Source organism: Chryseobacterium sediminis, assembly GCF_008386505.1.
GTDB classification, from domain to species: Bacteria; Bacteroidota; Bacteroidia; order Flavobacteriales; family Weeksellaceae; genus Chryseobacterium; species Chryseobacterium sediminis.
Genome location: NZ_VUNZ01000005.1, coordinates 105,025 through 117,965, shown reverse-complemented (window position 1 = coordinate 117,965; position 12,941 = coordinate 105,025). Strand labels below are relative to the sequence as shown.

11 protein-coding genes are annotated in these 12,941 nt (G+C 36.7%); 7 read left to right on the top strand and 4 right to left on the bottom strand.

Features of this window, described 5'->3' with window-relative positions:
- Positions 1-6: 6 nt before the first annotated feature.
- Both FW780_RS20370 and FW780_RS20365 read right to left on the bottom strand, forming a co-directional pair.
- Entirely contained in the window at positions 7-957 is a 951-nt protein-coding gene (locus tag FW780_RS20370; RefSeq protein WP_149835445.1) for an MlaD family protein, read from the bottom strand.
- Between the two features lie 129 nt (positions 958-1,086).
- Positions 1,087-3,240: a peptidylprolyl isomerase gene (locus tag FW780_RS20365; protein WP_149835444.1), complete on the bottom strand. Its 2,154-nt coding sequence runs from the start codon at positions 3,238-3,240 to the stop codon at positions 1,087-1,089.
- Between the two features lie 260 nt (positions 3,241-3,500).
- Between FW780_RS20365 and lon the strand changes: the two genes are divergently transcribed.
- Together lon and FW780_RS20355 are read left to right on the top strand one after the other, a co-directional pair.
- A complete protein-coding gene (gene lon, locus FW780_RS20360; RefSeq protein WP_149835443.1) occupies positions 3,501-5,906 on the top strand; it encodes an endopeptidase La in 2,406 nt (801 codons plus the stop codon).
- A 207-nt stretch (positions 5,907-6,113) separates the two neighbouring features.
- The gene (locus FW780_RS20355; protein ID WP_149835442.1) at positions 6,114-7,226 is read left to right on the top strand and encodes an AI-2E family transporter; all 1,113 of its coding nucleotides are present in this window, start codon (positions 6,114-6,116) and stop codon (positions 7,224-7,226) included.
- Positions 7,227-7,323: 97 nt separating this feature from the next.
- On the opposite strand, the gene FW780_RS20350 is transcribed toward FW780_RS20355, so the two are convergent.
- Positions 7,324-7,572, bottom strand: coding sequence for a bacteriocin-like protein (locus tag FW780_RS20350; protein WP_149835441.1), 249 nt, complete (start codon positions 7,570-7,572; stop codon positions 7,324-7,326).
- A 154-nt stretch (positions 7,573-7,726) separates the two neighbouring features.
- On the opposite strand from FW780_RS20350, the gene FW780_RS20345 reads away from it, so the two are divergent.
- Positions 7,727-8,104, top strand: a complete 378-nt coding sequence (locus tag FW780_RS20345; protein ID WP_149835440.1) for a DoxX family protein — start codon at positions 7,727-7,729, stop codon at positions 8,102-8,104.
- 71 nt (positions 8,105-8,175) lie between these two features.
- Here FW780_RS20345 and FW780_RS20340 read toward each other — a convergent pair whose 3' ends face one another.
- Complete coding sequence (locus tag FW780_RS20340) at positions 8,176-9,534, bottom strand: acyl-CoA dehydrogenase family protein (protein ID WP_149835439.1); 1,359 nt, start codon at positions 9,532-9,534, stop codon at positions 8,176-8,178.
- Positions 9,535-9,743: 209 nt separating this feature from the next.
- On the opposite strand from FW780_RS20340, the gene FW780_RS20335 reads away from it, so the two are divergent.
- The 4 genes from FW780_RS20335 to FW780_RS20320 all read left to right on the top strand — a co-directional run bounded on the left by FW780_RS20335 (position 9,744) and on the right by FW780_RS20320 (position 12,814).
- On the top strand, positions 9,744-10,649 hold the full coding sequence (locus tag FW780_RS20335) for a DUF4349 domain-containing protein (RefSeq protein ID WP_149835438.1): 906 nt from the start codon (positions 9,744-9,746) through the stop codon (positions 10,647-10,649).
- 160 nt (positions 10,650-10,809) lie between these two features.
- Positions 10,810-11,685 carry a TraB/GumN family protein gene (locus FW780_RS20330; protein WP_149835437.1) on the top strand — a complete coding sequence of 292 codons (876 nt, stop codon included), beginning with the start codon at positions 10,810-10,812 and terminating at the stop codon, positions 11,683-11,685.
- 24 nt (positions 11,686-11,709) lie between these two features.
- Positions 11,710-12,219 (top strand): RNA polymerase sigma factor, encoded by a 510-nt coding sequence (locus FW780_RS20325; protein ID WP_149835436.1) that lies wholly within the window; start codon positions 11,710-11,712, stop codon positions 12,217-12,219.
- Positions 12,209-12,814 (top strand): hypothetical protein, encoded by a 606-nt coding sequence (locus FW780_RS20320; protein WP_149835435.1) that lies wholly within the window; start codon positions 12,209-12,211, stop codon positions 12,812-12,814. Before FW780_RS20325 ends, FW780_RS20320 begins: the two co-directional genes overlap by 11 nt.
- The last annotated feature ends 127 nt before the right edge of the window (positions 12,815-12,941 follow it).

The window sequence follows — 12,941 nt, the reverse complement described above, 5'->3', positions numbered from 1 at the left end:
GGTGTATTAGTCTTTATTATTTTTACCGAAAACCGAGAAGTTGATATATCTTTTCGGGTTCGCTTTCATATCTTCGATTAATGTATTCAGATTGGAAGAAGCTGAATTCAGATTATTGTACAACTGATCATCTTTCATAAGTTTACCTAAACTTCCTTCACCTTTGTCTATCCCGCCAATCACCTGATTCAGTTTTCCTACAGTAGCATCCAAATTGGCGATCGTTGCATTCAATTGTTTAGTATCAATGCTCTGAGCCAGATTTCCGTATTTATCCAGCGTCACTTTTCCACTCTGCATCGTAAGGCTTGCATCGTCCAGTACTTTCTGCAGTTTAGGATCATTGTGGCCTACCAGGTTGTTTACACTTCCTGCTGTAGCCTGCAATGCACCTACGGTTTTGTTAAGATTGGATAGTAAAGCTTTTATTTCAGCTCTGTTTTGTGCATCAACAAGAAGGTTGGCATTGGCCATTAGAGAGTCTACTCTGTGTAGAACTACCTGCAGCTGATCTTTTACTGGACCTACCTGTGAAGAAAGACTTCCCATCATCCCAAGTTTGAAAGCACCTTTCAGGGTATCGCCGTCTTTTGCAGTCGGACCTCCGTACACAAGGTTTACTCTCATTTCTTTGCCGGACATTAATCCTGGTTCAAAGATTTCTAATGATGAATTTTTTGAAAATTCAAATTTGTTATCAACTGTAATTTTTACAACAAAATTAATTTTACCGTCTTTTGAGGTCAGAGGAATAATTTTGTCCACCTGCCCTACTTTCAAACCGTTAATAGAAACCGCCGCAGACTGCGCCAGACCTTCTACATTATCATATTTTGCGTAAAATATATTGTCTGTAGTAAAAAGGCTTTTCCCTTTCATAAACTGAAACAACACCACAAAGCCTACAATAGCCAGAAGTGTGATCACACCAGCTTTTAATTCTTTACTGAACTTCACTTGCTAATTTTTTTCTAATAAGCAAATATAACACATTTTAAATAAATCTTTTCCAATATTGTTCTGCGTTAAATACAAAAAAAAGCGACAAAAAAAATTGTCGCTTTTTATATCATTGAAATGAATTTCTTATTGTTGCTGATTTCCAAGTTTACCCCAGATTTCAATTCTAAAATCTTCAATATCTGCATTATCCTGAAGACTCTTCATCCAAGCCTGCCCGAACATTCCGGAACTTCTCTGAGTAAGAGACTCTGTGAACTGCTTAAGATCTCCAGGCTGTTTGTTGATTGTTTCTGATTTTTTGATCAAAACATAAACTCCTGTTCCTCCTTCAACTGGATTGGAAAGCTTACCTTTTGCAACACCGAATGCTGCACCGGCAACTTTTGGTTCCATAGCACCAGCAACTGAAGGGTTCAATAGATTTACCTGAGCAGACTGTTTTGGAGCTGCAAATAATTTAGCAACCTGATCTAAGCTGGAAGCTTTTGCTGCTGTAATCTTATCAGAAATTTGTTTTGCAGCTAATTTATTTTTAACAATAACTTCGATTTGCTCTCTTACAGATTCCGGATCAGCAAGACCTGCATCTTGTTTTCCGTTTAGATACACTACAATTTTATCACCCGTTCCATCTACAGTAAATAGTTCAGTATCTCCTTTAGATCTTTTCTTATCGAAAGCCCATGTAAGGATTTCTGCATCTTTTTCAGTACCTAAGCCCTGAATCTGACCTTCAAATCTTTTTGCTGCTTTTGGATTAGAGAACTGGTAATTTCCTTTTTTAGCAATATTCACGAAATCGTTGAAAGATTTTCCTTGAACCTGCTGAATGAATTTTCTTGATTTTTTGTCTGATTCAGCCTCAGTAGCATCTGAAGGTTTAATTGCTTTCACAAGGTTAGCAACTTTATACCCCATTGATCCTGATTTTTTATCTTCAATATTGATGATATGGTAACCGAATTGTGTTTCCACTACTCCTGTAGCTCCTTTAGGATTGCTTGCAAGGTAAGCAAGGAATTCAGGAACAAAAGGTGTTTCCGGAGTTGTCCATCCTAAGCTACCTCCCTGAGCTGCAGAATTCGGATCGCTGGAAAGCTTAAGGAATTCTGTAAATTTAGCTGGAGTTGCTTTTACGATAGCACCGATAGAGTCTGCTAATTTCTTAGCCTGTTCTTTAGTTCTTGTTACTCCTTCACCCGCAGGACTTCCTTTGAATGCAATAAGGATATGTCTTGATAAAGTAGAATCTGAAGCTCTTTTACCTACAAGTTTAGAAACTACATAAACGTCTTGTTCTTTATAAGGACCAAAAGTCTGGCCTACTGCAGCTGCAGTAATCTGATCTTTGATCGTTGGAGGCAATTGAGCAGGACTCATATACTGAGGGTTGAATGGCGCATCAGAATTTGCCATTACAAACATAGAATCGTTTTTCGTATTCTGGAAGTTTTCAGTACCTCCGCTTGCATCTGTACCTCCTGAATATAATTTTGTAATTTCTTTCAAGGCTGCTGCATCGTCTGCTGCACTAGGTTTTGATGGGAAATATACGACACCGATATTTCTGCTTGGTTCAGCTTTGAACATTACAGGGTGCTGCTTGATGTAGTCTGCAAGATCCTGTGTGGTAACATTGATCTTTGTTTTCTGAAGATACGCTGCATAATCCACTTTCACAAAGTCGATATCTGCAAGCTGATCTCTCTGCTTCATCAATTCTTCTGCTTCTTTCTTACCGGTAGTGATACCTGCTGAAATATTGGTAAACACCTGTCTTGCCATTAGTCTGTACTCAATCGTCTTTTTAGTTTTCAACCATTGATTATATCCTTCAGGATTGGTGTTTTTTAATGTTTCAATTTCTTTTTTAAGATCTTGAGTTTTAAAGTTACCTTTCTCATCAAAGAACTGTTGATTCTGAGCAAACATCTGATCGTACTGGATTTGGTTCCAGAAATAATCATCAGTCATTTCAAAGCCTAGTTTCTCAAACTGTTGTTTGATAAGTTTAGATTGTACAAGTAACTGCCAAGCCTGCTCTTCAAGACCGCTTTTCGGACGTCCTTGTTGATCAGCCTGCTGCTGCAGCACGAAAAGTTGGTCATTGAACTCTTCGCGGGTGATCTTCTCACCGTTTACTTTTCCTAAAACATCAGGATTCTTACCAAAAACCTTGTCGATACTATCCGGGTTCACCAAGAACGCCAAAAGCGCTAAGGCTATTACTCCCATTAAAAGCCAAGGCTTACTCCTAATCTGTCCTAAAATTGCCATTTTATAAATTATAGTTTTTTATCAGTTTGCGAAAATACACATTTTTAAGAAATTACAGAAACAGAACTGCTTTATTTTGATTTTTAATGCAAAGATTATCTAAAAAAGGAAATTTTGACCGTATTTTTAAGTAAAAAACAAATGGCATAAGTATTGTGCATTTTTAGAATATTATAATATGCCACACGTTTTCAGAGCATATTATAAAAAATCCCTTTAAAAATAAAAAACGAAAATGACAATTTGTCATTCGATTGACTATGACAGAATTTGAAGATATTAGTTTAGAAGAAATGATCAGTGACGGATTTGATATCGTAACTGAAGAAATCAATCTTTCCGACTTCGCTGAGACTGATAAAAATTCCGAACAGAAAATATTCCCTATACTTCCCGTAAGAAATATGGTTATGTTCCCCAATGTTGTAATTCCTATTACTGCCGGGAGAAAAACCTCTATACAGCTTCTTGAGGAGGCACAGAAGAACGGAGATTTCATTGGAATTGTAAGCCAGAAAAATTCGGATATGGAGCAGCCTGGCGAAAAAGATATTTATACCACCGGTACATTGGCAAAGATCATCAAGATCATTAAGCTTCCGGAAGGAAATATTACGGCGATCACAAAAGGGTTCCACCGATTCAAGATTAAAAAGATTATTGAAAATCAGCCTTATTTCAAGGCAGAAATATCAAAATTAAAAGATACACGCCCCAAAAACCAGGAGGAGTATGATGCATTGCTTGAGAACATCAAGGATCTTGCTTTAAAGATCATTGAACTGGACCCGAATATTCCTAATGCAGCCAATTTTGCGATCAAAAACATCAATAACAATGATGATCTTCTGAATTTCATCTGCACCAATGCCAATTTTTCTTCAATAGCAAAACAAAAGCTTCTTGAAGAGAAAAATCTGATGATAAGAGCTAACCAATGTTACGAAATGATGCATGAGGACTATAGAAAGTTGGAACTTAGAAACCAGATTCATCAGAAAACCTCAAAGGATCTTGACAAACAGCAGAGAGAATATTTCCTGAATCAGCAGATCAGAACTATCCAGGAAGAACTGGGTGGAGGACCTGAAAGCGACGTTGAAGATCTGATTGCGAAAGCAAAAACAAAAAAATGGAGCAAGGAAGTAGAGGAACATTTCCAGAAGGAAATCGGCAGACTGCAACGTCAGAATCCTAATTCTCCGGACTATAATGTACAGAGAAACTATCTGGATTTCTTTACCGATCTTCCTTGGGAAACGTATACAAAAGATATTTTTGATATTGCTAAGGCGGAAAAAGTACTTGACAAGGCTCATTTTGGATTGGAAGATATCAAGAAAAGAATCCTGGAACACATGGCTGTTTTGAAATTAAAAAACAACATGAAGTCTCCTATTCTATTGCTGGTAGGTCCTCCGGGAGTTGGTAAAACCTCTTTAGGAAAGTCTATTGCAGATGCTTTGGGCAGAAAATACGTAAGGTTATCCTTAGGCGGTCTTCATGACGAGAGTGAAATCCGCGGACATAGAAAAACGTATATCGGTGCTATGGCGGGAAGAATTTTACAGTCTATCAAAAAATCCGGTACTTCAAACCCTGTAATCGTACTTGATGAGATTGATAAAATCGGACAAGGCCTTCACGGTGACCCAAGCTCAGCATTATTAGAAGTTCTTGATCCTGAGCAAAATAAATCTTTTTATGACAATTTCCTTGAGATGGGGTATGACCTGTCAAAAGTGATGTTTATTGCTACGGCCAATTCTCTTTCAACAATACAGACTCCGCTTTTAGACAGAACGGAGATCATTCAGATTGCCGGTTATACTTTGGAGGAAAAGATCGAGATTGCAAAAAGGCATTTAATTAAAAAACAGCAGGAAGAAAATGGTCTGGATGCGAAATCATTCAAACTTGGAAATGCAGAGCTTAAGCATATTATAGAAGCGCATACTTCGGAAAGCGGTGTAAGAACTCTTGAGAAAAGAATTGCTGCCGTCGGAAGATGGGTAGCTCTTCAGACTGCTTTGGTAAAAGAATATGATCCAAAAATTTCTATTGATAAAGTAGATGAAATTCTTGGAGTTCCAAGACCGAAAAGTTTATCAGAAATTACCGGAGTACCCGGAGTTGTAACAGGTCTTGCCTGGACAAGCGTAGGAGGAGATATTCTTTATATTGAAAGTATTTTAAGCAACGGTAAAGGAGCATTAACGATGACCGGAAACCTTGGAACGGTAATGAAAGAATCTGCTACCATTGCCTTAGAGTATATTAAAGCTAAACATGACGAGCTGGGAATTCCTCAGGAGGAACTGGATAAGAAAAACATTCACGTACACGTTCCTGAAGGGGCAACTCCTAAAGACGGACCGTCTGCAGGTATTGCAATGCTTACCTCAATGGTTTCTTCTTTTAAAAACAAGAAGATAAAACCTCACCTTGCAATGACGGGAGAAATTACTTTAAGAGGAAAAGTACTTCCTGTAGGAGGAATCAAAGAAAAACTTCTTGCCGCTACAAGAGCCGGAATTAAAGATGTTATTCTTTGTGAAGCCAACAGAAAAGATGTTGAAGAGATCAAAAAAGATTATTTAAAAGATCTGAAAGTACATTACGTCAACAGAATGGAAGAAGTCATTGACATCGCCATTGAAGAATAAAATAATTTATAACATATTAACTTCTCAATAAGGAAACACGTTCTAAGTATCAGAGCGTGTTTCTGTTTTATAAACAAATGCTTCCTTTTCCTGGCTGCATGGAATAAAATTTGATGCAATAGAAGAAAATCCTGTAGGATTGACTAAAAAATTTTTCAATTCAAACGGGTTTTCTTATTTTTATTCCACACTGCATATTTTTAGATTATGAATTTTCTTAGACTTCCTTTCCTTGTCAAGCTTACACTTGTGGTAATTTCTATCATGGGTCTTGGCTATCTTCTGGCATTAGGACAGAGTATTTTAGCTCCGTTTTTTCTTGCCTTCCTGATGGCTATGTTGTTTTTGCCTGCAGCTACTTTTATGGAAAGAAAGTTAAGATTTCCAAGATCCATGTCTACAATGACTTCAGTGTTCATAATGCTGATTATTTTAGGCGGAATCATTTACTTTTTTACCAATCAGTTATCGGACTTCAGTAAGGATCTTCCTCATCTCAGTGAGCAGTTCACCACTGTTTTCAATGGCCTGCAGCATTGGGTTTCCAAAACATTCAATGTGAAAGTAGATGAACAGGTAGATTATATCAATCAGGGATTGAATAAACTTTTATCTTCTTCAGGGGCAATTTTAGGATTTACTTTTGGAATTTTCTCTACGGGATTCGGCTTTATTATTTTTTTCACCCTGTTTTTTATCTTTATTTTGAATTACAGAAGGCTTTTAAATAATTTCATCGTTACCGTTTTCAACGAAAGACATAAGGCAAGCGTACAGGAAGCTGTAAATGAAATTCGTATCATGACCAAGAAATATATCTTCGGGCTTTTTCTTCAGGTAATTATTGTTTCAGTTTTAACATCTGTTCTCCTTACGATTCTGGGAGTAAAATATGCCATTCTCTTAGGGGTTCTTACCGGGTTATTAAACGTTATTCCATATCTTGGAATCTTTATTTCACTGTTAATTTCCTGTTTTATAGCTTTTGCAACTTCTACTCCATCAACATGTATTTATGTTGCCTTGGGGTATATCGCCATTCATGCCGTAGACGGAAATATTGTATTGCCATTTGTTGTGGGCTCCAAAGTAAAAATTAATGCTTTGTTTTCCTTTATTGGTATTCTTTTAGGAGAACATCTCTGGGGAATTGCAGGAATGTTCCTATGTATACCAGCGATTGCGATTATAAAAATTATCTGTGAAAGAGTGGATGATCTTAAACCTTGGGGACGATTGCTTGGGGAAGAACCGAGACCTCAAAAGAAGAAGAAAAGTTATAAAATTTCCAAGAATATTACGCTGAAGGAAATGGACTAAGACATGAATAATGAGCAATAACTAATGAATAATATCATTTTAAAGCTTTGAACTTAAATAAAAAGACTGCCTTTTTCAAGACAGTCTTTTTTATTTTTTATGAAAGAGGGCACAAAGGGCTCGTTCCATTTGGACAAGTTTCTGTACATAAAATATAAGATGGATTGTCTGGACAATATCCATAAGTCGGGCCTTCAGGATTTCCTCCGGGACCACCTAAACAAGGATCTCCAGGTGGAATTTTACATGGACAGCCAATTGGTCCAATATCACATTTTCCAACACCTCCACCACCTTGGATTTCTCTTAAATCCGTACGGTTTAATTTTTTAAGATTTTTTAGCATGGTTTATTAATTTTAATTTGCCTTCCGAAGATATAGAATAAAAATTACACAAAAGCATTAATTAACGCACGTTAACAATTGATTTCATATTTTATGTTAAAAAAAATACTAAATATCCTATTTTTATTTTACATTTGATATAAAATCATCAATCATGAAAATAGTAAAATTCATTTTATGCTTACTGTTTGGGCTTATGTTTATTAATGCTGGACTAAACAAGTTTTTTAATTATATGCCAATGGAGAAACCTACTCCGGAGCAAATGAAACTTTTCACCGCTTTTGGAGAAATCAGCTGGCTGATGCCATTAGTAGGTATCGTAGAAGTCATTGGCGGACTATTATTTATTTTCCCAAAAACGAGAGCGCTGGGAGCTATTGTTATTTTGCCTGTCATGGTAGGAATTGTCACCCACGTTTTCACGATGGATAAGTCTCCAATGGGAATGGGAATTGCAGGAGTGATGTTCCTGATCAATCTTTGGATGATTCTTGATAACAAGGAAAAATATAAACACTTAGTTTCATAAGGTTACAGGTAATAGGTTGCAGGTCTCATTGCCTACAACCTATTATCTGCTTTCTGCTACCTATCCTCTATCTACACAAAAGCACTAAAGCCTGTAATGGAGCGCCCTACGATTAATGAATTGATTTCTTTTGTCCCTTCATAAGAGTAAATAGCTTCTGCATCGGCAACAAATCTGGCTACATCGTACTCCAGCAGAATTCCATTTCCACCCATCACCTCTCTTGCTCTGGACACAATATCTCTTGTTCTCAGTGTACAGAAAACTTTAGCCAGAGAAGCATGTTCATCTTTTAAAATTCCTTCATCCTGCATTTCAGACAATCGGAACACCATAGTTTGCATAGCAGTAAGGTTTGACAGCATTTCTACCAAATGTCCCTGAATCATCTGGAACGAAGCAATAGGCCTTCCAAACTGCTCTCTTTTTCGGGTATAATCCAGGGCGCTCTCATAAGCTCCACGCGCACAGCCTGTAGCCATCCATGCCACTCCTGCTCTGGTCATTCTCAGTACTTTTCCGGTATCTTTAAAGGAGTTAGCATTCTGCAAACGGTTTTCTTCAGTTACAAGGCAGTCTTTTAAAGTAATCAGTCCATTCTGAACAATTCTTAAAGCCATTTTCCCTTTGATCTTTTCTACGGAATATCCCGGATTATCTTTTTCTACAATAAATCCTTTCACCTCGCCACTGTCCAGATCTCTTGCCCAGATAATGATTATGTCAGCAAAAGTTGCGTTACCAATCCATTTTTTCTGACCATTAAGTACCCACCCTTCCGGTGTCTTTTTACAAGTTACGGTAAGTCCGCCTGCAGCTCCTGAGCCTACTTCGGGTTCTGTAAGCCCAAAAGCACCTATTTTTTCAAATTTCTGCATCTGTGGAAGCCACTTTTGTTTCTGTTCTTCAGATCCGCAGATGTAAATAGACCCCATTGCCAGCCCGGATTGCACTCCAAAAAAGGTAGCTATGGAAGCATCTACTCTTGCCATCTCCATCGCAATAACCCCTTCCATCAGGAAAGGCATTCCCGGACAGCCATATCCTTCATAAGTAACACCGCAGATATCAAGCTTTTGGAATTTCGGGATCAATTCAAACGGGAATTCATCTCTAAGCCAGTAATGATTGACCAGAGGTTTTACTTCTTTTTCCATGAAAGCTCTTACTTTAAGTTGAATTTCACGTTGTTCAGGAGTAAGGGTATGGTAGATATCATAAAAGTCACCATCAATAGGTGGAAGTTCTTTCTTTTTCTTTTCCGGATCCAGCATTTTCATGAGCCCGGAAAGCTGTTTATCATCCAGTTTTGAGAAATTATGCATCAGTTTTGGAAGATCCACTTTTTGAGAAATGGCACTCAACTGTTCAAAATCTATGGATGTGAATAGTCCTATTGCGTTTCTGATTTTGGAAAAGGTATTTGACATAGTGATAGATTGTAGTTTTGGTTTGTAAAAGATAAGCAAAAATTGCTCCGAAAGCAAGCACCACTCTTCCACACTGTTTTACAAAACACTATATTTCAAGCAATTAAAACAGAATATTCCGTTTACAAGTTTTTTACTTTTGATTTTCAAGCATTACAAAAGATCCTGACTGAACTTTGACTCAAGGAAAACAACAAAAAATCAATGCTATGAAAACGACTTACATTAAACTATCTCTATCTGCCGTTCTTTTATTAGGAATTTATTCATGTAAAAAAGGTGAAGTTTCTTCAGCAGATCTTGAGGCCTACGCTACAACAGATTCAGCCTCTGCTATTGTTTCAGACAGTATTTCATCCGTTGCTGATATGAAGGTAAAAGACAAACAGTTCATCAAGACAGCAGATGTCAGTATGGAAGTAAAAGATGTTTATAATGCAACCATCGCCATTGAAAAATCGGTTCAGGAACTTGGAGGCTTTGTTACCAATAGTAATCTCCAGAGTAATGTAATTTCTGAAGATACTTACAACACTTCCAATGAAGAAGCTATGCTGGTAAAAAAATATCAGTCGGAGAACAGAATGCAGGTACGTATTCCTACTGAAAAGCTGGGTGAACTTTTAACAGCAATCAATACAAACAAATTATTTCTTAATTCAAGATCCATCAATGCGGAAGATGTGACGGCCAACATTAAATATTCTGAACTGGAAGGGAAAAGAAATCAAAAGACTTCTGAGAATATCAGCAAGCTGAAAACAAATAAAGATAAAGTAACGCTTGATGATGGGAATATGTCTGAAGGAAACCTTCAAAAGCTGGCGAGTATGAACATGACAGACAATTTGAAATACAGTACTATTGATATTTACATCAGGGAACCTAACTTACGTATTGCCGAAATTGCTGTTACTAACACCACCAGCATTGATAATAAATATAAATACAATTTCATTTATGATGCAAAAGATGGTTTTGTCTATGGTTTTTATCTGATTCAGAGAATCATAGTTGCTCTTATCAATATCTGGCCTATTCTATTGATTGCAGCGGCTTTGATCTATTTCCTAAGAAAAAGAAAAGTTTCAAAACCTGAACAAACGAAAATATAACAAAAAAAACTCTACTAACCAATTGGTTATCATCATAATTTTAGATTTTACAACCTCCTGTTTTCGGGAGGTTTTTATTTTTTTTCAAAAAAACTGTAACGATTGTAATGCCTGCTTTACCTACTGTTTAAAAGAACAGAAAATCAAAAAAATTAATAATATGAAAAATTTAGTAAAACTTGGTTTCGCTGCATTATTATCAATAAGCACGATAACCGCAAAAGCACAAAATACAAATACAAACAATGAAAACAGCCTTCTTTGGGAGGTTTCAGGAAACGGTCTTTCTAAACCCTCCTATATTACCGGGACTTTTCATATCTTATGCAGTAAAGATTTTGAAATAAAACCTAAGGTCTGGAACGCTTTAAATAAGTCGGAAAGCTTTGTTATGGAAATCAATTATACAGATCAAAACGAAATGGCCTCAATCCAAAAAATGATGACGGCAGATAAAAAGATCTCTGAACAACTGACTCCTGAAGAAGCAAAAAATTTAGACAAAATATTGACTGATTATGGAACAAACCTTAAAAATGTTGATTCTCAAAGCTCAACTGCTTTATATTCTCTTGTTGCTACAAAAGCAATCCCCTGCCCTCAGAATGAAGTGAAAATGTATGAAATAGAACTATTGAAAACTGCTTTGAAGAATAAAAAAAGCGTAAGCGGGCTGGAAAAAGTAGATGATCAGACTCATGCAATAAGTCAGGCATACGACCTGAAAGAAACGATCTCTCAGTTGAAATTAGGCAATGAATATGCCGTCGCTGCAAAAAAGATGACGGAAGCATTTAAAAATGAAAACTTAAGAGAATTGGACCTGCTGATCAAAAATCCAAAATTCATGGATAAGAGACAGGAAAAACTTGTACTGACTGACAGAAATAAAAAATGGGTAGAAAAAATGCCGGAAATGATGAAAAATCAAAGTTCTTTCTTTGCCGTAGGAAGCGGCCACCTTTGGGGAGAAAACGGCTTGATCAATCTCCTTAAAGCAAAGGGATATACGGTAAAACCAGTGACAAGTTTATAACGATAACCTAACCATGAAATTATTGTGAGTAATCCAATTGAAAATGCTTTTTTAAAGCTCGTCAACCAGCACAAAGGTATTTTATACAAAGCCTCGCGGATCTATGCAGATTCTGTAGAAGACCGGGAAGATCTTCAGCAGGAAATCCTTATCCAGCTTTGGAAATCCTATCAGAGTTTCAAAGGGAACAGTGAGTTCTCAACCTGGATGTATCGTGTTGCCATCAATACTGCGATTACCTATTTAAAAAAGGAAAAACAGAGATCCAATAATCATACAGATGCTCCTCATCATTTTGAGGTACTACAGGAAGATTACAATCCCACCAAAGACAGACAGCTGGAAATTTTCTACAGTGCCGTTCAGGAGCTGAATTCCTTAGAGAAAGCAGTCATATTCTATTTCATGGAAGGAATGTCACACAAAGAAATTGGAAACAACCTGGGTCTAAGTGAAGGCAATGCCCGCGTAAAACTCAACAGAACAAAAGAAAAAATACAACAAATCATAAAAAAATCAGGCTATGAATTTTGATCAATTAAAAGAACAGTGGAATAAAGAAGACAGCGATGTCCATATTCCTGATACCATAGAACAGTTAAAAGAAAGCAAACATCCTATAGAAAAGATCCAGAAAAATATGAAAAGAGAATTTCCCATGCAGATTCTTGCCATTATTCTCATCGCTTTTTTTCCTCTTCAGTTTCAATTCCCTTCCTCACAGTACATTATTTATTATGTATCTTATACAATGATGGTCGTAATATCTTCATATTATCTGTTTGGATTTTATAAATTTTACAAACAGACGGAGCTTTACACCGGAAACACCAAAAACAGCCTTTGGAAAATATACCATGAACTTCGTCTGAATATGGAACGATACCAATCTTTCGGGTTTTTATTGCTGCCCCATTTTCTGGTAACAATAGGATTGGTCATCTATAATACAATGGAAAAGGAAGGCAAATCGTTAACAGAACTCACCTCTTCTCATCAACAGGGATTAATCATTGCAGTATTGATCGGAACTTTAGGAGTGATAACCAGCATTGTTCTATGGACAAAATACATCTATGGAGGAAGCGCCAAACAATTGGAAAACATCCTGAATGAAATGGATGAATAACATTCTAAAAACCTGTTACAAAAGACTTTTACCAAAACCTCAGACCTTTTCTGAGGTTTTGTTTTTTAAAAAATCGTTATTTATCATCTTCAAATTTATCTGAGGTTTTATTTTTCCGTAAATTTGC